The following is a 19,858-nucleotide window of genomic DNA, read 5'->3' on the forward strand; positions in this document are numbered from 1 at the left end:
CGGACGTTCCGGCACTTGGCCCACCGACATTGCGATGTCAGTGGCGGGTGCCACAGTGGGGGAGTGAGCACCACCAGGCAAGCACGGCAACGGCAGCGAGGGGGTGAGGTCGGCACGTGAGCGGAATCGGTGTGGAGGCGGGCGCGCAGGCCGCGCGCTCCCGGGCGCTGGCCGTCCTGCGGGTCCGGGGCCGGGCGCTGGCCGCGGCCCTGCTGCCCGCGGGCGTCGCGGTGATCCTGCTGGTCGGCGGCTCCACGGGCCATCTCGTCGGTCCTGGCTGGGACGCCGCCCGGATCGCGGTGAGCGCGCTCGCCCTGCTGGTGCTGCCGGCCGCCGCCGCCGTCGCCCTGGTCGTGGCCCGCGCCCGTCCCGCCACGACGCCCACGGTGCCGGTCCCGGAGGAGTCCGCCCCGGACCTGTACCGGATGGTGCGCGACCTCGCCGACCGGCTGGACGTCCCGGCCCCCTCGGCCGTGGCGCTCACCCCGGACTGCGACAGCTGGCTGGAGGACCGTACGCACGCGGCCCACGGCCCCCCGGCCCGCTCGGCGCCCGACGAGATAGCGGGACCCCACGGCTCCCCGGCCCACCGTCGTACGCCGGTCGCGCCGGTCCTCGTGATCGGCTCCCCGTTCCTGTGGTGGATGCGCGTGGGCGAACTGCGCGCCGTCCTCGCCCCGGTCGTCGCCGGTACGGGCCCTTCGGCGCACCCCGACATAGCGGCCGCGCGGCGGTTCGTGCGCGGGCTGGACGCGGCGCTCGCGGTCGCCTCGGCGCCCGGCCGCGGCCCGCTGGCCAGGATGGCGTGTGCGGCGCTCGGCTGGGTGGCCGGGCTGCTGCTGCGCGGCTGCCGGGAGCACGCGACGCAGATGGAGCGCGGGGTCGCGGCGGCCGCGGCCGAGCGGGCCCAGGCGGTCGACTACGGCCTGAGGATCGTGGCCCAGGAGCAGGTCGGCCTCGCCTACGCCGGCTGGGACCGGCTGCTGACCCGGGTCGCGCTGCCGGCCTGGCGCATGGGCCGCTGGCCGTCCCGGCTGGACGCGGGCGTGGTCGCGGCGCTCACCGAGCTGTCCCGGCGCGACCGGCTGGCCGAGGGCTTCGCCTCCCGGCTCGGCGAGCGTCCGGCCTGCGATCTGCTGGAGGAGCCCGGCGCGGTGGACGAGGCCACCTCGCTGCTCGCCGCCCGTCTCTTCCACGGCGGCCCCGCCGAGCCCGGCCCCGACTGGGCGCCGGTGGACTGGCGGGCGTATCCGGAAGAGGTCGTGGACCGCACCTGGCGCGCCGAGGCGGCCCGGCTGCACCGCGTCCTGGACTCCCTGGGCGTGCGCCCCGCCGTCGACCCCATGGCCCCCGACCCCGGCGGCCCCACCCTGGCCCGCGTCCTGGACCACCTCGCCGAGCCGTCCGCCGTCATGCCGCACCAGTCCCCCAGCGCGGCCGAGGAGGCGCCCCTTGAGGGCATGTACGAGGACGACGAGGACACGGACCCCGGCACCGAGCGCAGCGCCGCCCTCGCCGCCGGCCTGAGCGCCGAGCTGGCCCGCGAGGAGGCCGGCGCCCCGAGAGGCGCGACCAGCGCGGGCCGGGGCCCCGAGAGCGCCCTGTGGGACGACGGCTGTCTGCCCCTCTTCCCGCTGCAGCCCCCGCGCACCGGCCGCGATCTGCTCGCCGACCACGTCACGGCGATGGTGTGCTGCGCCGCCGTCGACACCGCCGGCGCGGTCCCCGCCCTGGACTGGCTGGACGGTCCGTCCCTGCTGCTGGACGGCGAGCGGGCCTGCGACCTGGCGCCCAGAGTGCTCAGCCTGATCGAGGAGGGGGACCCGGGCCCGCTGCGCGACTGGCTGGCCACTACCGGGATACGCCCCGAGAAGCCCGTACGACTCGTCTGACGAATGTCATATGAACGGAAGCCCTGACTTCCACTTCAGGTCAATTCGCAACGACTAGTGACCGAGCGCGTGCGTTATGTGATGTGCTGGGTGCGACCACGCATCTGGCAAAGGCGTGCGACATACGACAGCACGGCCGAGCACGGTGAGCACAGCAGATACCACCGAGCACAGCAGATGTCATCGATACAGCGTGTACCACCGAGCACATCGAGTACCACCGAGCACGACGAGCACCACCGAGCACATCGAGTACCACCGAGCACGGCGAGCACCACCGAGACAGGGACGACACGGGGGACCTGAGGGAGGGGAGCGATCATGGCCTCGGAGCACATCCGCCGCTGGGAATCCGGAGCACTCGCGCACGCCGTCACGGACCCCTTCGGCCAGGGCCCGGTGCCCTGGCTGCGCGGCAGTGAGACCTACTTCGACGACACCGGCCACGTCGTGCCCTGGTACGTCGACCCGAGCCCGCAGCAGCCCACCGGCGTGCGCCCCGCCCCAGGCTCCACTCCCGGCCCCGCCCCCCGGGTGCCCGGCCCCCGCTCGGCCGACGACGTGCACCGCCAGATCAAGGGCTTCACCTCCACCGGCGCGGTCGCCCCCGGCGAGGCGATCGACTTCCGCGTCACGGTCGACCCGCCGCAGGAGTTCAGCGTCGACATCTACCGGATCGGCCACTACGGCGGCGACGGCGCGAAGAAGATCACCACCAGCCCCCGGCTGTCCGGCATCGTCCAGCCCGCGCCGCTGACCGCCGACCGCACGGTCTCCTGCCACCACTGGTGGCTCTCCTGGCGGCTGCAGGTGCCCGCCCACTGGCACATCGGCGCCTACGTGGCCGTCCTCACCACCGTCGACGGCTACCGCTCCCACGTGCCCTTCACGGTCCGCGACGACCACCCCGCCGACCTGCTCCTGCTGCTGCCGGACATCACCTGGCAGGCGTACAACCTCTACCCGGAGGACGGCCGCACCGGCGCCAGTCTCTACCACGCCTGGGACGAGCGGGGCCGACTGCTCGGCGAGGCCGACGCGGCGACCACGGTCTCCTTCGACCGGCCGTACGCGGGCGCGGGCCTCCCGCTCCACGTCGGCCACGCCTACGACTTCATCCGCTGGGCCGAGCGCTACGGCTACGACCTCGCCTACGCCGACGCCCGCGATCTGCACGCGGGCCGCGTCGACCCCACCCGCTACCGGGGCCTGGTCTTCCCCGGCCACGACGAGTACTGGTCGGTGCCGATGCGCCGGGCCGTCGAGGACGCCCGCGACCGGGGCACCTCACTGGTCTTCCTGTCCGCCAACACCATGTACTGGCAGGTCGAGTTGGGCCCGTCCCCGGCCGGCGACCCGGACCGGCTGCTGACCTGCCGCAAGCGCAAGGGCCCCGGAAGGCCGGTGCTGTGGCGGGAGGTCGACCGGCCCGAGCAGCAGCTCGTCGGCATCCAGTACGCGGGCCGGGTGCCCGAGCCCGCCCCGCTGATCGTCCGCAACGCCGGCCACTGGCTGTGGGAGGCGACCGGCGCGCACGAGGGCGACGCGATCGACGGCCTGGTCGCCGGCGAGGCCGACCGCTACTTCCCGCGCACCCCGCTGCCCGAGCACGACGAGCGCATCCTGCTCGCCCACTCCCCCTACATCGACACCGCCGGTGCCCTGCGCCACCAGGAGACCTCCCTGTACCGCGCCCCGTCCGGCGCCTGGGTCTTCGCCTCCGGCACCTTCGCCTGGTCCCCGGCCCTGGACCGCCCCGAGCATGTGGACCCCCGCATCCAGCGCACCACGGCGAATCTCCTGGACCGCATCTGCAAACGCGACTGATCCCCAGGAACGGACCCTGCGAGGAACGGACTGGTCACCGAGGAACGGACCGATCACCGGGGAACGGACCGATCACCGGGGAAGGACTGATCACCGAGGAACGACACGACCCCCTGGCCGAAACCGATCGCCCCCATAAGGGAGAATCGAGGCACTTGGACAGAACCACGGGGAGGAACCGTGTCCGGATTCGTAGAAAAGCCCGAGCCGATTCAGGTTCCGGGCCTGGTGCACCTGCACACCGGAAAGGTGCGCGAGCTGTACCAGAACGAGGCGGGCGACCTCGTGATGGTCGCCAGCGACCGCATGTCCGCCTACGACTGGGTGCTGCCCACGGAGATCCCCGACAAGGGCCGCGTCCTCACCCAGCTCTCCCTGTGGTGGTTCGACCAGCTCCGTGATCTCGCCCCGAACCACGTCATCAGCACCGACGTGCCCGAGGGCGCCCCGGAGGACTGGGCGGGCCGCACCCTGATCTGCAAGTCCCTGCGGATGATCCCGGTCGAGTGCGTGGCCCGCGGCTACCTCACCGGCTCGGGCCTGCTGGAGTACAGCGAGTCCCGTACGGTCTGCGGCCTCGCCCTCCCCGAGGGGCTCGTCGACGGCTCGGAGCTGCCCGCCCCGATCTTCACCCCGGCCACCAAGGCCGAGGTCGGCGAGCACGACGAGAACGTCTCCTACGAGGAGGTCGCCCGCCAGGTCGGCGCCGACACCGCAGCCCAGCTGCGCCAGGCCACCCTCGCGGTGTACTCCCGCGCCCGGGACATCGCCCGCGACCGGGGCATCATCCTGGCCGACACCAAGTTCGAGTTCGGTTTCGACGGCGACACCCTCGTCCTCGCCGACGAGGTCCTCACCCCGGACTCCTCCCGCTTCTGGCCGGCCGACCAGTGGGAGCCGGGCCGTGCGCAGCCGTCGTACGACAAGCAGTTCGTGCGGGACTGGCTGACCTCGGCGGCCTCCGGCTGGGACCGGAAGAGCGAGCAGCCCCCGCCGCCGCTGCCGGAGGAGGTCGTCCAGCAGACCCGGCAGAAGTACGTGGAGGCGTACGAGCGCCTGACCGGGCTGAGCTGGGCGTAACGCAAAAGGCCCCCGGGGAACCGGGGGCCTTGCTGGAGCGGACGACGAGGCTCGAACTCGCGACCTCAACCTTGGCAAGGTTGCGCTCTACCAACTGAGCTACGTCCGCACTGCGCCGTGGCGCGAGAGCAACTATACCCAACCTCGCTCGCGTGCGAGACGCACCGCCGCATGAAGGTTCTCGGCGCCGGGCTTCGTGACGGCCGTGGAGAGGTGTTCCGGATGGTCCCCGGGGCTGGCGCGGCCCGCTCGGGGATCTCCGCGACCGGCGTCTCCGTCGGCCGTCGGCTCCAGCCTCTCGGCCTCCCGCGCGGTCGGCGGGGAGGCCCCGGCGGAGATCGCGTCAGCGGTCAATTCCGGGTCTGCGCAGCGGTTTTCCGGTATGCACGGTACGGATGATCTCGGCGAGCCGCTGGGCGCCGACAGTCTTCCGGACGACCCCGCGCACACCGGCCGCGCGTGCCTGCTTCGGATGACCGGGGCGGCCGTGGCCGGTGACGATCAGCACCTGGCAGCAGGGAAGTCCGACGCGCAAAGATGTGGCGACCTTCACATCGCCGGCGTCTGGATCAGATACACATGCCAGAGATGTATGGATATGAAAAAACCCCGGTCGCGATGACCGGGGTTTTCCCGTGGAGCGGACGACGAGGCTCGAACTCGCGACCTCAACCTTGGCAAGGTTGCGCTCTACCAACTGAGCTACGTCCGCACTGCTCCCGACCGGCTCCCACCGATCGGTGCGAGCACCAGCCTACCTGATCCACAAGGGTGGTTGTGACCGGTGCCAGAGCGGGTGACAGGAATCGCACACTGCGCCTTCCCCCTGGAAGGGGGATGTTCTGCTACTGAACTACACCCGCACGGTCCTCGGGGTTTCGGCTTTTCGGCCTTGCCCCTCGGCGTGCTCCAGACATTAGCTGATCAGCAGGGGGGTTGCGCAAGTCGGTGCCCCGAAGTCCCCGCGGGCGGCCCGCCCGGGGCCAAGTGCACGGCCCTCAGGGCCCGCTGACGGACCCTGAGGGCTGCCCCTTCGCGGGCTCACTGCGCGGCGCTGAAGGCCTCGTAGACCTTCTTGGGGATGCGTCCGCGGGCCGGTACGTCCATCTTGTTGGCCTGGGCCCAGGCGCGGACGGCCGCCGGGTCGGGGGCGACCTCCGTCTGCTTGTACGCCTTCCCGGACCGCGACCGCTTGCGGCCGGCCTCGACATAGGGCGCGAGCGCCTTACGCAGTTTCTTGGCGTTGGATGCGTTGAGGTCGATCTCGTACGACTTGCCGTCGAGTCCGAAGGCGATCGTTTCCGCCGCTTCCGAGCCGTCGATGTCGTCAAAGAGAGTGACCACGACCTTTTGCGCCACGAATATCGGTCCCTTCGTGCGGCACGTCGATACAGCTCAACGCCGCCGACATGCCGAGTATCGGCTATTGCCAATTCATTTGTACAGTGCCCGGCAATGCAAAGTGAAGCCCGACTAAATCCGTCTGCGTGTCCCAGTGCAATAGGCGGACCGGGCGGACTGTGGAACTTTCCCAGAACTTTTCGCGACGACGCGGCTTCGACACCCGATCGTGATGCGCCTCACGTAGTTTCCTCCAACTCTACTCGCGTAGAAATTTTGTGCGGGTAGTCTGAAGGAACCTGCTCAGCACCACACACCGGGAGTGCCAGTGGCACGCGTCGTAGTCGACGTCATGCTCAAGCCGGAGATCCTCGACCCCCAGGGCCAGGCGGTCCAGCGTGCGCTGCCGCGCCTGGGTTTCGACGGGATCTCGGACGTCCGCCAGGGAAAGCGTTTCGAACTGGAAGTTGACGGGCCGGTCGACGAGGCCGCGCTCGCCCGCATCCACGATCTTGCGGAATCCTTCCTCGCCAACACCGTGATCGAGGACTTCACCGTCAAGGTGGAAGAGGCCGCGGAAGTCGCGGAGGCGGCGAAGTGACCGCTCGTATTGGCGTCGTCACTTTCCCCGGGAGCCTGGACGACCGGGACACGCAGCGCGCGATCCGCCTCGCGGGCGCCGAGCCGGTCGCCCTGTGGCACAAGGACAAGGACCTCAAGCAGGTCGACGCCGTGGTGCTGCCCGGCGGTTTCTCCTACGGCGACTATCTGCGGGCCGGTGCCATCTCCCGGTTCTCGCCGGTGATGGAGTCCGTGATCGAGCAGGCGAAGGCCGGCCTGCCGGTCCTCGGCATCTGCAACGGCTTCCAGGTCCTCACCGAGGCCCACCTCCTCCCGGGCGCGATGCTCGGCAACGACCACCTCCACTTCATCTGCCGCGACCAGAAGCTGCGGGTGGAGAACGCGGAGACCTCCTGGACCGGCGACTACCGCCAGGGCCAGGAGATCCACATCCCGCTGAAGAACATGGACGGCCGGTACGTCGCCGACGAGTACACCCTCGACAAGCTGGAGGCGGAGGGCCGGGTCGTCTTCCGATACCTCGACTTCAACCCCAACGGCTCGCTGCGGGACATCGCCGGCATCACCAACGAGGCCGGGAACGTCGTAGGCCTCATGCCGCACCCGGAGCACGCCGTCGAGCCGCTGATCGGCACCGGCCGCACCGACGGCCTCCCCTTCTTCACCTCGATCCTCAAGAAGCTGGTCAACGCATGAGCCGGACGCCTCTGGACACGGTCGAGCACGCGGCCGCGACCCCCGACGTCGAGCTGCCCTGGGCCGAACTCGGCCTGAAGAAGGACGAGTACGAGCGGGTGGTGGAGATCCTCGGCCGCCGCCCGACCGGCGCCGAGCTCGCCATGTACTCGGTCATGTGGTCCGAGCACTGCTCGTACAAGTCCTCCAAGGTCCACCTGCGCCAGTTCGGCGAGAAGGCCCCGCAGAGCGACGCGCTGCTCGTCGGCATCGGCGAGAACGCGGGCGTGGTGGACGTCGGCCAGGGCTACGCGGTCACCTTCAAGGTCGAGTCGCACAACCACCCCTCCTACGTCGAGCCCTACCAGGGCGCGGCCACGGGTGTCGGCGGCATCGTCCGCGACATCATCGCGATGGGTGCCAGGCCGGTGGCTGTGGTCGACCCCCTGCGCTTCGGTGCGGCGGACCACCCGGACACCAAGCGGGTGCTCCCGGGCGTCGTCGCGGGCATCGGCGGCTACGGCAACTGCCTGGGCCTGCCCAACATCGGCGGCGAGGTCGTCTTCGACGCCTGCTACCAGGGCAACCCGCTGGTCAACGCGGGCGCCATCGGCGTCATGCGGCACGAGGACATCCACCTCGCCAAGGCCTCCGGCGCGGGCAACAAGGTCATCCTCTACGGCGCCCGGACCGGCGGCGACGGCATCGGCGGTGCCTCGATCCTGGCCTCCGAGACCTTCGACGACGCCAAGCCCTCCAAGCGCCCGGCCGTCCAGGTCGGCGACCCCTTCCAGGAGAAGCTCCTCATCGAGTGCACCCTGGAGGCCTTCCAGGAGAAGCTCGTCGTCGGCATCCAGGACCTGGGTGCGGCGGGCCTGTCCTGCGCCACGTCCGAGCTGGCGTCCAACGGCTCCGGCGGCATGACCGTGACCCTGGACGACGTACCCCTGCGCGACTCGACGCTCTCCCCCGAGGAGATCCTCATGAGCGAGTCGCAGGAGCGCATGTGCGCGGTGGTCGAGCCGGAGAAGGTCGACCGGTTCCTGGAGATCTGCGAGAAGTGGGACGTCATCGCCACCGTCATCGGTGAGGTGACCGACGGGGACCGCCTGGAGATCTTCTGGCACGGCGAGAAGATCGTGGACGTCGACCCGCGCACGGTCGCCCACGAGGGCCCGACCTACGAGCGCCCCTACGCCCGCCCGGACTGGCAGGACGCCCTCCAGGCCGACGACGCGAACAAGCTCCCGCGCCCGCAGACCTCGGAGGAGCTCCGGGCCCAGGTCCTGCAGCTGGTCGCGTCTCCCAACCAGGCCTCCAAGAAGTGGATCACGCAGCAGTACGACCACTTCGTGCAGGGCAACACGGTGCTGGCCCAGCCCGAGGACTCGGGCATGATCCGCATCGACGAGGCGAGCGGTCTCGGTGTCGCCATCGCGACGGACGGCAACGGGCGCTACGCCAAGCTCGACCCGTACGCGGGCGCGCAGCTGGCGCTGGCGGAGGCGTACCGGAACGTGGCGACGACGGGCGCGAAGCCGCTGGCCGTCTCCGACTGCCTGAACTTCGGCTCGCCCGAGGACCCGGCGGTGATGTGGCAGTTCGCGGAGGCCGTGCGCGGTCTGGCGGACGCCTGCCAGCAGCTCGGCACGCCCGTGACCGGCGGCAACGTCTCGCTCTACAACCAGACGGGCGAGGCGGCCATCCACCCGACCCCGGTGGTCGCGGTGCTGGGCGTGATCGACGATGTCGCGCGCCGCACGCCGGTCGCCTTCCAGGAGGAGGGCCAGCTGATCTACCTCCTCGGCGACACGCGTGAGGAGTTCGGCGGCTCGGCGTGGTCCCAGGTGATCCACGACCACCTCGGCGGTCTGCCCCCGAAGGTCGACCTGGAGCGCGAGCGCCTGCTGGGCGAGATCCTGATCTCCGCCTCCCGCGACGGCATGATCGACTCCGCGCACGACCTGTCCGACGGCGGTCTGATCCAGGCCGTGGTCGAGTCGGTGCTGCTCGGCGGCAAGGGCGCGCGTCTGGTCGTACCCGACGGCCTGGACGCCTTCACCTTCCTGTTCTCCGAGTCGGCCGGCCGCGCGATCGTCGCCGTGCCGCGCTCGGAGGAGGTCCGCTTCAACGACATGTGCGCCGCCCGGGGCCTCCCGGTCAGCCGCGTCGGTGTCGTGGACGGCGAAGGGGTGGAGATCCAGGGCGAGTTCACGCTCACGCCGGAAGAGCTGCGGAAGGCTCACGAGGAGACCATCCCGGCGCTGCTGGCGTAGGCACACCCGCTGAGGGCCCCGTCCGGTGTTTCCGGGCGGGGCCTTTCGCGCTCATACGGCTGTCATGCGGCCACGGGTTCCTCGACGGACTCCGTCCGCGGCCGGAGCCGGGGCAGCCGGAGCGCGAGCAGCGCGGACAGTGCCATGAACCCGGCCCCGCACAGGAACACCGTGTCCATCGCGGAGACGTACGCCGTCACGCCCGCCACGCGGTCCGCTCCGCGCAGGGCGGCGAGGGAGCCGACGTCGCCGGGGCCGTCGTAGAGGCGGGCCAGGAGCGTGCCGAAGAAGGCGGCGCCCAGCGCCATGCCGAGGGTCTGGAAGAAGCGGATCGAGGTCGTGGCCACGCCGAGCTGGTGCGGCGGGGACGCGCGCTGCACCAGCTGGATCAGCTGGCCCAGGAGCTGGCCGAAGCCCAGGCCGATCAGGAGCAGGGCCGCCCGCACCTGCCACAGGGAGGTGTGGGTGCCGGTGCCGGCCAGCAGCAGGAAGGCGGCCGTGCTCAGCACGGACCCGCTGAGCACGAACGTCCGCTCGGACCAGCCGCGTTCGGTGAGCCGTCCGGTGGCCGCGCCGACCGCCATGATGCCCGCCGCCATCGGGATCAGATACAGACCGGCGGAGGAGCTGGTGATGCCGCGGGCGAGCTGGAGGTAGACCAGCACGTAGTAGATCGCGCCGGTCATGGCCGCGCCCAGCAGACCCTGGAGCGCGAAGCCCAGGCGCAGCTCGGGGATGCGGAACAGTGCGGGCGGCAGGATGGGCGCGGCGGCGGTGAACTGGCGGCGCAGGAAGAGCCCGAGTGCGCCGGCCGCGATGAGGGCCGCGCCGACGACCTGCGGGGACGCCCAGGCGTACTGCTTGCCGCCCCACTCGGTGACCAGCAGCAGCGAGGTGGAGAACACGGCGGCGAGCGCGGCGCCGGCGAAGTCGATCGCGCGGCTGCCGGCGGCGGGGCGGGGGAGCCTCAGGACGACCACGGCGGTGGCGAGCGCGGCGATGCCGAGCGGCAGGTTGACGTAGAACGCCCAGCGCCAGCTCGCGTGGTCGGCGAGGAAGCCGCCGAGCCAGGGGCCCACGGCGATGCCGCCGCCCGCGACGATCCCGCCGGTGCCGGCGCCCTTGTTCCGCTGCTCGCCGGGCCCCATGAGCTGGGCGATGACGACCATCGTCACGCTCATCAACCCGCCCGCGCCGAGGCCCTGTACGGCCCGGGAGGCGATCAGCCAGTCCATCGAGGGGGCCGCGCCGCACAGCGCCGAACCGGTGAGGAAGGCGCCGAGGGAGCCGAGGAAGACGGGCCCCGCACCGAGGACGTCGCACAGCCTGCCGTAGAGCGGGAGCATCGCGGCGGAGGCCAGCGAGAAGGCGCTCACCAGCCAGGGGATCGCGGCCACGCCGTGCTCGGGGTCGAGGTCCCTGACGATCGGGACGGTCACGGCGGACACGATCTGGGTGTCCAGGACGGCCAGGACGATCGTGATCAGACAGACGGCCAGGGCGATCTTGCGCCGGGTGTCGGTCAGCTGGGTGTCGGGCATGGGGCCACCATGCCCCTCAAGCGTGGACTCAGTCAATCTTTTATCTGAGATGAAATTTGATCCTGGCCAAAACATCGCCTTGGTACGGTGCCCTCATGGCGGGTGAGGCGATGGGGCTGCGGGAGCGCAAGAAGCAGCAGACGGCGCTGCGGATCTACCGGACCGCGATCGGGCTGTTCGCGGAGAAGGGCTTCGACGCGGTGTCCGTGCAGGAGATCGCCGACGCGGCCGAGGTGTCGAAGATGACCGTCTTCAATTACTTCGGCACCAAGGAGGACCTGGTCTTCAAGCCCATGGAGAAGCACTTCTCCGACCCCGCCCGTGCCGTGCGCGACCGCGCCCCGGGCGAGTCGGCGGTGGCCGCCGTACGCCGGCAGTTCCTGGAGCTGGTCGAGGCGCGCGACCCCTCGGTCGGGCTGAATCCCGAGCCGTTCGCCCGCCGGATCCGCGAGGTGGTCATGGCCACCCCGGTCCTGAGGGACCGCGCGTACGTCGCCTCCGAGCGCGGCGCACGGGAGCTGGCCGACGTGCTCGCCGAGGAGACCGGCGACCCGACCCTGGCTCTGATCGCCGCCGCCACGCTCAACGTCACCCGCACCGCGCTCGTGGAGGAGCACCACCGCCGCCTCGACGCCGGTGAGACCCCCGAGCAGGTCGCCGCCGACGCCGCCGAACGCGCGCGGCGCGCCTTCGACTTGGTGGAAAACGGCCTGAAGGACTACGCCGTCAAGGCATAGGCTCACCGCCATGCCTCCCGCCAAGAAGCGCGCCCGGACCTACGACCCCGTCAAGACCCGAGCCGCGGTCCTCGCCCAGTTCGGCAACGTCCGGGAAGCCGTCCGCGGCCTCACCGCGGAGCAGCTCGCCCTGCCCACCCGGCTCGGCGAGTGGACCGTACGGGACCTGGTCGCGCACATCGGCATGGCCCTCACCGCGATCCACCGGGCGCTCGCCCTGCCCGAGCCGCCGAAGGCGGACTCCGCCCCGCTCGACTGGCCCTTCGCCACCTCGGCCAATGCCGCCGCCATCGACGAGTTCACCCGGAACATCGCCGCCGAACACGCCGACCTCGACACCTACCTCGCGGACATCGAGCAGTCCCTGGGCGCCCTGCTCGCGGAGCACTCCGGTACCCGGATCCTGCAGACGAGCGCCGGCGCGATGTCCCTGGACGACTACCTGATCACCCGGACCGTCGAACTCGTCGTCCACACCGACGACCTCGCGGCCGCCGTCCCCGGCCTGGACATCCCGTACGACCGTCAGGCCCTGGCCGCCGCGACCCGGCTGCTCGCCGACGCCCTCGCCGTGAAGGCGCCCGGCGGCTCCACCGAGGTGCGGGTGCCGCCGTACGCCGTGGTGCAGTGCGTCGAGGGGCCCCGGCACACCCGCGGCACCCCGCCGAACGTCGTGGAGACCGATCCGCTGACCTGGATCCGGCTCGCCACGGGGCGCGTGAGCTGGAAGGAAGCTGTCGAGGAGGCCGAGGTGAGCGCGAGCGGGGAGCGGGCGGACCTCGGCGCTCTGCTGCCGCTGATGTCGTGACCCGGGGGCGGCGGAACCGGTCGTACCGGCGGGCCGTCGAATCCCCATGAACCGGTACAAGCAACGCATGATCCCGTCGGCCGCCGCCGCCCTCGTCGTCCTCACGGTGGCCTGCGGCACCGGGAAGGCGGACAGTGGTCCGGTGAGCTCCCCGCAGCCCGTGACGCAGCCCGTGACCGGCGTCGACTGGCGAGTCGACGGCCTGACCGTCGGCGGTACGACCCGGCACGCACCCGCCACCGCCCGGCTGCGCATCGACACGTCCGGCGGGGCGGAGGGCAAGGCGGCGGGCAACCTCGGCTGCAACCAGTTCAGCGCCCGCGCGACCGTGCACGGCGACCGGATCACCCTCGGCGACCTGCGCACGACCCGGATGGCCTGCGCCCCCGACCGCATGGACTTCGAGCGCGCCCTGGCCAGTGCGCTGACCACCGGCACGCTCGTCGCGAAGACCGATGACGGGAAGCTGACGCTCACCGACGGCAACGGTGACATCGTCCACCTCAGCCGTAACGCCTCCGGATGATGTGCGACACCTCACTCGTGCATACGGCAAAGACGCCCGCGATCGCCTCCTGGCGGTCTCCGATCGACCGCCCTGAAGCCCGTCTCACGTCGCTGACCTGCGTAAATGGAGAAAGCGACAAGGTGATCCGCACACCCTGATCCGTTACGGGCGCGTATCCCCAATTCGGACCAGTGGTCGACCTCGCCTACACTCGGTGGCGTGCCACGTGGTGACGGTCGACTCAATCACGATCTGCTTCCCGGCGAGAAGGGCCCCCAGGACGCTTGCGGCGTCTTCGGCGTCTGGGCTCCGGGTGAAGAGGTCGCAAAGCTCACGTACTTCGGGCTCTACGCCCTCCAGCACCGGGGTCAGGAATCCGCGGGAATCGCGGTCAGCAACGGCTCCCAGATCCTCGTCTTCAAGGACATGGGCCTGGTCTCCCAGGTCTTCGACGAGACCTCGCTCGGTTCGCTCCAGGGTCATATCGCGGTCGGACACGCCCGCTACTCGACCACCGGCGCCTCCGTGTGGGAGAACGCCCAGCCGACGTTCCGCGCCACCGCGCACGGCTCGATCGCGCTCGGCCACAACGGCAACCTGGTCAACACGGCGCAGCTCGCCGAGATGGTCGCCGACCTCCCGAACGACAACAACAGCCGCTCCACCCGGGTCGCGGCCACCAACGACACCGACCTGCTGACGGCGCTGCTCGCCGCCCAGGTCGACGAGGACGGCAAGCCGCTGACCATCGAGGAGGCCGCGCACGCGGTGCTCCCGAAGGTGCGGGGCGCGTTCTCCCTCGTCTTCATGGACGAGCACACCCTCTACGCCGCCCGCGACCCGCAGGGCATCCGCCCGCTGGTCCTCGGCCGCCTGGAGCGCGGCTGGGTGGTCGCCTCCGAGACCGCCGCCCTGGACATCACCGGCGCGAGCTTCGTGCGGGAGATCGAGCCGGGCGAGTTCGTCGCCATCGACGAGAACGGTCTGCGCGCCTCCCGATTCGCGGAAGCGAAGCCCAAGGGCTGTGTCTTCGAGTACGTGTACCTGGCCCGCCCGGACACCGACATCGCCGGCCGGAACGTCTACCTCTCCCGCGTGGAGATGGGCCGCCGGCTCGCCAAGGAAGCCCCGGTCGAGGCCGATCTGGTCATAGCGACCCCGGAATCCGGCACCCCGGCCGCCATCGGCTACGCGGAGGCCTCCGGCATCCCCTTCGGCGCGGGTCTCGTGAAGAACGCCTACGTCGGCCGCACCTTCATCCAGCCCTCGCAGACCATCCGGCAGCTGGGCATCCGCCTGAAGCTGAACCCGCTGAAGGAAGTCATCAAGGGCAAGCGCCTGGTCGTCGTCGACGACTCGATCGTGCGCGGCAACACCCAGCGCGCCCTGGTCCGCATGCTCCGCGAGGCCGGCGCGGCGGAAGTCCACATCCGGATTTCCTCTCCCCCCGTGAAGTGGCCCTGCTTCTTCGGCATCGACTTCGCCACGCGCGCGGAGCTGATCGCCAACGGCATGACCATCGAGGAGATCGGCACCAGCCTGGGCGCCGACTCGCTCGCGTACATCTCCATCGACGGCATGATCGAGGCGACCACCATCGCCAAGCCGAACCTGTGCCGCGCCTGCTTCGACGGCGAGTACCCGATGGCGCTGCCGGACCCCGAGCTGCTCGGCAAGCAGCTCCTGGAGACCGAGCTGGCGGCCGGTCCCGCCGCCACGGCCGCGGCCGACGCGATCCGTCGCCCGTAACACCCTGCAGTACGACACGAAAGCTCTCACAGTCATGTCTGAGACAACTGGTGCCAGCTACGCAGCGGCGGGCGTCGACATCGAGGCGGGCGACCGCGCGGTCGAGCTGATGAAGGAGTGGGTGAAGAAGACCCAGCGCCCCGAGGTCCTCGGCGGCCTCGGCGGCTTCGCCGGCCTCTTCGACGCCTCCGCCCTCAAGCGCTACGAGCGCCCGCTGCTCGCCTCCGCCACGGACGGCGTCGGCACGAAGGTCGACATCGCCCGCCGGCTGGGCGTCTACGACACCATCGGCCACGACCTCGTCGCCATGGTCATGGACGACATCGTGGTGTGCGGTGCCGAGCCGCTGTTCATGACGGACTACATCTGCGTCGGCAAGGTCCACCCCGAGCGTGTCGCGGCCATCGTGAAGGGCATCGCGGAGGGCTGTGTGCTCGCCGGGTGCGCCCTGGTGGGCGGCGAGACGGCCGAGCACCCGGGTCTGCTGGGCGAGGACGACTTCGACGTCGCCGGCGCCGGTACGGGCGTCGTGGAGGCCGACCGGCTGCTCGGCGCGGATCGCATCCGTAAGGGTGACGCGGTGATCGCCATGGCGTCCTCCGGGCTCCACTCCAACGGGTACTCCCTGGTCCGCCACGTCCTGCTGGACCGCGCCGGCCTGGCCCTGGAGACGGAGGTGGCCGAGCTCGGCCGTACCCTCGGCGAGGAGCTGCTGGAGCCCACCAAGATCTACTCGCTGGACTGCCTGGCACTGACCCGCACCACCGACGTGCACGCCTACTCGCACATCACGGGCGGCGGCCTCGCGGCCAACCTGGCCCGTGTCATCCCGGACGAGCTGCACGCCACGGTCGACCGCTCCACCTGGACCCCGGGCGCGATCTTCGACCTGGTCGGGAAGACCGGGAACGTCGAGCGCCTGGAGCTGGAGAAGACCCTCAACATGGGCGTCGGCATGATGGCGATCGTCCCCGCGGAGTCCACCGAGGTGGCCCTCGCGACCCTGGCCGACCGTGGGGTCGACGCCTGGGTGGCGGGCGAGATCACCGAGCGGGGCGAGAAGACGACCGGCGCCGAGCTGGTCGGGACGTATTCAAGCTGAAGGCGCCGCGCGCTGAACCTGCGGGTAGCACAGAACCCGGTCGGTGGCAGTGCCACCGACCGGGCAGGTGCTGAGTACTAGGTCAAGCGCCGCGACGGTGCTGTGAGGGACCCTCGTCCTCGTCCTCGTCGTCGTCCTCGTAGAGGTCGGCGTACCGAGAGTAAAGATCGTCCTCGTCGTTCTCATCGTCCTCAAACGGCTCGCCGTTCGGCGGCTGGCTCGAAGTCGATGCGCCCAGTTCACTGGCCAGACGTGACAGGTCAGTCCCACCGCTGTTGTACTTCAGCTGGCGGGCGACCTTTGTCTGCTTGGCCTTGGCCCGGCCGCGCCCCATGGCTCGACCCCCTCGGTGACGGGGCTCGACGGCCCCAGAGTCTGACACGCGTTCATGATCCGGAACGGACCCTCCGCAGAGAGGCCGGTCCGTAGGGCTTCCACGGTACCTGAGCCCGCGCCCATACGGTACGTCGCCCGCACCACGCGCGTGTGCACAGGACCTTCGAGGCGCCCTGTCCTCGCTGGTCAGTGGCGATTTTAACCACTTATCGGGGAACGACCCGCCGGTGGAAGTGAGAGTTCTCTCCAAGTTCCCGCCGACGGGTACCGCTCATGTGTGCGATCGGCTCACTGTGCCGTACGGCTCGCGCGGGCCTCGGCCATCCGCTGCTCGGCGATCCGGTCGGCCGCGGCGGCCGGCGGAATCCCGTCCTCCTTCGCACGTGCGAAGATTGCGAGCGTGGTGTCGAAGATCTTCGCCGCCTTCGCCCTGCACCGGTCGAAGTCGAAGCCGTGCAGCTCGTCGGCGACCTGGATGACCCCGCCGGCGTTCACCACGTAGTCCGGCGCGTAGAGGATCCCGCGGTCGGCGAGGTCCTTCTCCACACCCGGGTGCGCGAGCTGGTTGTTGGCCGCGCCGCACACCACCTTCGCGGTCAGCACCGGGACGGAGGCGTCGTTCAGGGCGCCACCGAGCGCGCAGGGCGCATAGATGTCGAGCCCCTCGACGCGGATCAGCGCCTCGGTGTCGGCGACGGCCGTCACGCCCGCCGGGTACTGATCGAGGATCCGCTGGACGACGTCCGTGCGCACGTCCGTGATCACGACCTCGGCGCCCTCGTCCCGCAGGTGCTTGACCAGGTGGTGGCCGACCTTGCCGACGCCGGCGATGCCGACCTTGCGGCCGCGCAGCGAGGGGTCGCCCCACAGATGCTGGGCGGAGGCGCGCATGCCCTGGTAGACGCCGAACGCGGTGAGCACGGAGGAGTCGCCGGCGCCGCCGTTCTCGGGGGAGCGGCCGGTGGTCCAGCGGCACTCGCGGGCCACGACGTCCATGTCGGCGACGTACGTGCCGACGTCGCAGGCGGTGACGTAGCGCCCGCCGAGCGAGGCGACCATACGGCCGTAGGCGAGGAGCAGCTCCTCGGTCTTGTCGCGCTCCGGGTCGCCGATGATGACGGCCTTGCCTCCGCCGTGGTCCAGCCCGGCCATGGCGTTCTTGTACGACATCCCGCGCGCGAGGTTGAGGGCGTCGGCGACGGCCGCGGCCTCGGTGGCGTACGGGTAGAAGCGCGTGCCGCCGAGGGCGGGGCCCAGGGCGGTGGAGTGGATGGCGATCACGGCCTTGAGGCCGCTGGCGCGGTCCTGGCAGAGCACGACCTGCTCATGGCCGCCCTGGTCCGAGTGGAACAGGGTGTGCAGGACCTCGGCTGACGCGCCGGTTACGTCGGTCACTGTGGTGACTCCTGTGCAAGTAGCGGCGAGTGGGGCGGAACCCCGTACGGGTGGCGGGGTGCCGTGCCCTGAGCGTAGAGCCTCGGCAGAACCACCGTCCGTGCAGTGTTCAGGATCACTCTCGCGGGCCGCTCGCGCACGTATGTCCGTGGGACGATTTGCAGTGGTTTTGCAGCGGTTTTCGAGCCGGGCCCGGTGGGGAGGGAGCAGGCGTGCCGAAGGTGTCCTCCGTGGTCGTCCCCTATGCCGCGTACCTGCGCGTGTACGAGCCGCTGGGTGCCTTCGCGGAGCCGGAGCGCAGCCACTGGGCCCGCTACGCCCGCCGCCCCGACCGCCCCTCCTACCAGGACGAACTGCGCCGCTCCCTCGCCGACTTGCTGCCCACCCCGCCGGTCGCCGTACCGGTGCACGAGAGCGGCGACGCCTTCGTGGCGGAGGTCGACGGTGTGGTCTGCGTGTGCCCCTGGCGGACCCGGCTGCGCGGCTGGCAGGCGCTGGAGGAGCTGGCGGACGAGCTGCCCGCGCCGGTGCTGGACGCGGTGCTGCCGCCGGTGGTGCGCCGCCAGGCGGCTCAGGACTACGAGCGCTGGCTCGCCCGCAATCCCGACGCCCGCCCGTGGATCCGCACGGCGACCTGGCAGGTGCCGCTGAACTGGTTCGTGCTGGTCTCCGACGAGGAGCGGCGCTACGAGAAGGGGACCGCCGAGGTGCCCCCGCTGCTGCGCTACCGCACGCCGATGGTGCAGGCCCGGCGCCGGGTGGCGCGGGCGCTGCGCACGCTGAAGGACACCGTCGAGGAGGGCCCGCTGATCGACGGTCTGGTGGACGTCGGCCGCTGGCTGGAGGAGTTCCATCCGCGCTCGCTGGTGGAGCTGGACTACGGCGGCCTGGTGCACGTGCTGCCGGCCGGCGAGCTGGAGGGCGATCACTCGGCGGCGGACGTGGCCGCCGGCATCGAGGCGCTGCGCCGCGGCGACGGGACGGCGGCAGGGGAGGCGTACGGGCGCCTGGTGGAGCGCTGGCGGTCGGTACGGGACCGGCGCTCGGCCAACTGACCCTGTGGGCCGAGTGACGTACGTCACAGCTGATACGGCGTCGGACAGCGTACGGTCAACCGCACTTCACCTACTGATGGGACGTTGGCCCCGATCCGGGCGTATGTCTCAAGCGTGACGGAAGCGTGATGGACCGCACGTACAGGGCCCTTGCGCCTCTTGCCCCTCCTCATGCCAAAATAGGACAAGGAGTCCGGGGAGGGCTCCGTTCGCCCAACTGTGCTCCATTGTGGGCGGAATCTCAGCATTGCACGCTTTGGGGGGTCTGGTGACTCCTGATCGTCCTGTGACTGATCGTCACAGTGGCGTGACTGTCCGCTATGGCATGGTCCATCGGCTTCCGTCGCTGATGAACACCTGGGAGGGCAATTCCATCGGTTTGGCCGACGCGGCTGGACAGATGGTGTAGTTGTAGTGCCGAGGACAAGCCGTTCGTCCTATAACCGACTCGACTCGCGTCCGCCATTTCGGGCAACGCGGGTCAAGGTGCAGAATTTAGAGGAAAGAACCGAGAAGGTTCGGTTCTCCCGAGGAGGCCGCTCATGACCGCTCGCACCCCTGATGCCGAGCCGCTGCTGACCCCGGCTGAGGTCGCCACCATGTTCCGTGTCGACCCCAAGACGGTCACGCGGTGGGCGAAGGCCGGCAAGCTCACGTCCATCCGCACGCTCGGCGGGCACCGCCGCTACCGCGAGGCCGAGGTTCGCGCTCTGCTCGCGGGCATCCCGCAGCAGCGCAGCGAGGCCTGAACAACCGCATAACCGGGCAAACCGGCTGGTCCCCCCATCAGTCGAGGTGCCCGAAACACTAGCTCCAAGCGACGCGGGACCTGCCCCAACAGGCCCCACGCCCAAGCCGAACAGACCGTTGTTCAGAAGTTGTCGGCAGCGACACAGGGTGCGTCGTAGATCGCGCTGGACTCCGCCGGGTCCAGCGCGATCTTTTTGTGCGCCG

17 protein-coding genes, 3 tRNA genes and 1 pseudogene are annotated in these 19,858 nt (G+C 70.7%); 13 read left to right on the forward strand and 8 right to left on the reverse strand.

Features of this window, described 5'->3' with window-relative positions; translation table 11 throughout:
• Nucleotides 1-116 precede the first annotated feature (116 nt).
• From O1G22_RS21895 to O1G22_RS21905, 3 genes are all read left to right on the forward strand, one after another.
• Nucleotides 117-1,892, forward strand: coding sequence for a M48 family metalloprotease (locus tag O1G22_RS21895; protein WP_270082885.1), 1,776 nt, complete (start codon nucleotides 117-119; stop codon nucleotides 1,890-1,892).
• A gap of 321 nt (nucleotides 1,893-2,213) precedes the next feature.
• Nucleotides 2,214-3,719, forward strand: coding sequence for a N,N-dimethylformamidase beta subunit family domain-containing protein (locus O1G22_RS21900; protein WP_270082886.1), 1,506 nt, complete (start codon nucleotides 2,214-2,216; stop codon nucleotides 3,717-3,719).
• A 180-nt stretch (nucleotides 3,720-3,899) separates the two neighbouring features.
• A complete protein-coding gene (locus tag O1G22_RS21905; RefSeq protein WP_270082887.1) occupies nucleotides 3,900-4,799 on the forward strand; it encodes a phosphoribosylaminoimidazolesuccinocarboxamide synthase in 900 nt (299 codons plus the stop codon).
• Nucleotides 4,800-4,832: 33 nt separating this feature from the next.
• Here the strand turns inward: O1G22_RS21905 and O1G22_RS21910 are convergent.
• From O1G22_RS21910 to O1G22_RS21930, 5 genes and pseudogenes are all read right to left on the reverse strand, one after another.
• Nucleotides 4,833-4,908 (reverse strand) — tRNA-Gly (locus O1G22_RS21910).
• A gap of 23 nt (nucleotides 4,909-4,931) precedes the next feature.
• Nucleotides 4,932-5,361: pseudogene (locus O1G22_RS21915) on the reverse strand (DNA-binding response regulator); the annotation flags it as partial.
• A 74-nt stretch (nucleotides 5,362-5,435) separates the two neighbouring features.
• Nucleotides 5,436-5,511: transfer RNA gene (locus O1G22_RS21920), tRNA-Gly, on the reverse strand.
• Between the two features lie 79 nt (nucleotides 5,512-5,590).
• A tRNA-Gly gene (locus O1G22_RS21925) sits at nucleotides 5,591-5,662 on the reverse strand.
• A 178-nt stretch (nucleotides 5,663-5,840) separates the two neighbouring features.
• Nucleotides 5,841-6,158 (reverse strand): histone-like nucleoid-structuring protein Lsr2, encoded by a 318-nt coding sequence (locus O1G22_RS21930; RefSeq protein ID WP_067056255.1) that lies wholly within the window; start codon nucleotides 6,156-6,158, stop codon nucleotides 5,841-5,843.
• A 310-nt stretch (nucleotides 6,159-6,468) separates the two neighbouring features.
• On the opposite strand from O1G22_RS21930, the gene purS reads away from it, so the two are divergent.
• From purS to purL, 3 genes are read left to right on the forward strand one after another with little or no spacing between them, the layout of a single operon-like run.
• The gene (gene purS, locus O1G22_RS21935) at nucleotides 6,469-6,741 is read left to right on the forward strand and encodes a phosphoribosylformylglycinamidine synthase subunit PurS (protein ID WP_020940955.1); all 273 of its coding nucleotides are present in this window, start codon (nucleotides 6,469-6,471) and stop codon (nucleotides 6,739-6,741) included.
• A complete protein-coding gene (gene purQ, locus O1G22_RS21940) occupies nucleotides 6,738-7,418 on the forward strand; it encodes a phosphoribosylformylglycinamidine synthase subunit PurQ (RefSeq protein ID WP_270082888.1) in 681 nt (226 codons plus the stop codon). The genes purS and purQ overlap by 4 nt, the downstream gene beginning before the upstream one ends.
• Nucleotides 7,415-9,673: a phosphoribosylformylglycinamidine synthase subunit PurL gene (gene purL / locus O1G22_RS21945; protein ID WP_270082889.1), complete on the forward strand. Its 2,259-nt coding sequence runs from the start codon at nucleotides 7,415-7,417 to the stop codon at nucleotides 9,671-9,673. Before purQ ends, purL begins: the two co-directional genes overlap by 4 nt.
• Before the next feature lie 62 nt (nucleotides 9,674-9,735).
• Here purL and O1G22_RS21950 read toward each other — a convergent pair whose 3' ends face one another.
• Nucleotides 9,736-11,214 carry an MFS transporter gene (locus O1G22_RS21950; RefSeq protein ID WP_428986386.1) on the reverse strand — a complete coding sequence of 493 codons (1,479 nt, stop codon included), beginning with the start codon at nucleotides 11,212-11,214 and terminating at the stop codon, nucleotides 9,736-9,738.
• Nucleotides 11,215-11,309: 95 nt separating this feature from the next.
• Between O1G22_RS21950 and O1G22_RS21955 the strand changes: the two genes are divergently transcribed.
• The 5 genes from O1G22_RS21955 (at nucleotide 11,310) to purM (ending at nucleotide 16,118) form a co-directional block, all read left to right on the forward strand.
• Nucleotides 11,310-11,951, forward strand: a complete 642-nt coding sequence (locus O1G22_RS21955) for a TetR/AcrR family transcriptional regulator (protein WP_270082891.1) — start codon at nucleotides 11,310-11,312, stop codon at nucleotides 11,949-11,951.
• Between the two features lie 10 nt (nucleotides 11,952-11,961).
• Nucleotides 11,962-12,759 (forward strand): maleylpyruvate isomerase family mycothiol-dependent enzyme, encoded by a 798-nt coding sequence (locus tag O1G22_RS21960; protein ID WP_270082892.1) that lies wholly within the window; start codon nucleotides 11,962-11,964, stop codon nucleotides 12,757-12,759.
• Nucleotides 12,760-12,826: 67 nt separating this feature from the next.
• Nucleotides 12,827-13,285, forward strand: coding sequence for an META domain-containing protein (locus O1G22_RS21965; RefSeq protein ID WP_270082893.1), 459 nt, complete (start codon nucleotides 12,827-12,829; stop codon nucleotides 13,283-13,285).
• Nucleotides 13,286-13,486: 201 nt separating this feature from the next.
• Nucleotides 13,487-15,016 (forward strand): amidophosphoribosyltransferase, encoded by a 1,530-nt coding sequence (gene purF / locus O1G22_RS21970; RefSeq protein WP_270082894.1) that lies wholly within the window; start codon nucleotides 13,487-13,489, stop codon nucleotides 15,014-15,016.
• A 34-nt stretch (nucleotides 15,017-15,050) separates the two neighbouring features.
• On the forward strand, nucleotides 15,051-16,118 hold the full coding sequence (purM, locus tag O1G22_RS21975) for a phosphoribosylformylglycinamidine cyclo-ligase (RefSeq protein WP_225099837.1): 1,068 nt from the start codon (nucleotides 15,051-15,053) through the stop codon (nucleotides 16,116-16,118).
• 82 nt (nucleotides 16,119-16,200) lie between these two features.
• Here the strand turns inward: purM and O1G22_RS21980 are convergent, their stop codons facing one another.
• Together O1G22_RS21980 and O1G22_RS21985 are read right to left on the reverse strand one after the other, a co-directional pair.
• Nucleotides 16,201-16,452 carry a DUF3073 domain-containing protein gene (locus O1G22_RS21980; RefSeq protein ID WP_153540080.1) on the reverse strand — a complete coding sequence of 84 codons (252 nt, stop codon included), beginning with the start codon at nucleotides 16,450-16,452 and terminating at the stop codon, nucleotides 16,201-16,203.
• A gap of 290 nt (nucleotides 16,453-16,742) precedes the next feature.
• Nucleotides 16,743-17,849: a Leu/Phe/Val dehydrogenase gene (locus tag O1G22_RS21985; RefSeq protein ID WP_270082895.1), complete on the reverse strand. Its 1,107-nt coding sequence runs from the start codon at nucleotides 17,847-17,849 to the stop codon at nucleotides 16,743-16,745.
• Between the two features lie 212 nt (nucleotides 17,850-18,061).
• Here O1G22_RS21985 and O1G22_RS21990 point away from each other — a divergent pair, with 212 nt between their 5' ends.
• Together O1G22_RS21990 and bldC are read left to right on the forward strand one after the other, a co-directional pair.
• Entirely contained in the window at nucleotides 18,062-18,904 is an 843-nt protein-coding gene (locus tag O1G22_RS21990) for a DUF8083 family protein (protein ID WP_270082896.1), read from the forward strand.
• Between the two features lie 542 nt (nucleotides 18,905-19,446).
• A complete protein-coding gene (gene bldC, locus O1G22_RS21995; protein WP_003949541.1) occupies nucleotides 19,447-19,653 on the forward strand; it encodes a developmental transcriptional regulator BldC in 207 nt (68 codons plus the stop codon).
• Nucleotides 19,654-19,858 lie beyond the last annotated feature (205 nt).

The organism is Streptomyces camelliae (genome assembly GCF_027625935.1).
GTDB classification, from domain to species: Bacteria; Actinomycetota; Actinomycetes; order Streptomycetales; family Streptomycetaceae; genus Streptomyces; species Streptomyces camelliae.

Excerpts from the sequence above, each read along its gene's own strand:
- O1G22_RS21900 (WP_270082886.1), top strand. The coding sequence starts at position 2,214 with ATGGCCTCGGAGCACATCCGCCGCTGGGAATCCGGAGCACTCGCGCAC.
- purL (WP_270082889.1), top strand. The coding sequence starts at position 7,415 with ATGAGCCGGACGCCTCTGGACACGGTCGAGCACGCGGCCGCGACCCCC.
- O1G22_RS21950 (WP_428986386.1), bottom strand. The coding sequence starts at position 11,214 with ATGCCCGACACCCAGCTGACCGACACCCGGCGCAAGATCGCCCTGGCC.
- O1G22_RS21955 (WP_270082891.1), top strand. The coding sequence starts at position 11,310 with ATGGCGGGTGAGGCGATGGGGCTGCGGGAGCGCAAGAAGCAGCAGACG.
- O1G22_RS21960 (WP_270082892.1), top strand. The coding sequence starts at position 11,962 with ATGCCTCCCGCCAAGAAGCGCGCCCGGACCTACGACCCCGTCAAGACC.
- O1G22_RS21965 (WP_270082893.1), top strand. The coding sequence starts at position 12,827 with ATGATCCCGTCGGCCGCCGCCGCCCTCGTCGTCCTCACGGTGGCCTGC.
- purM (WP_225099837.1), top strand. The coding sequence starts at position 15,051 with ATGTCTGAGACAACTGGTGCCAGCTACGCAGCGGCGGGCGTCGACATC.
- O1G22_RS21980 (WP_153540080.1), bottom strand. The coding sequence starts at position 16,452 with ATGGGGCGCGGCCGGGCCAAGGCCAAGCAGACAAAGGTCGCCCGCCAG.
- bldC (WP_003949541.1), top strand. The coding sequence starts at position 19,447 with ATGACCGCTCGCACCCCTGATGCCGAGCCGCTGCTGACCCCGGCTGAG.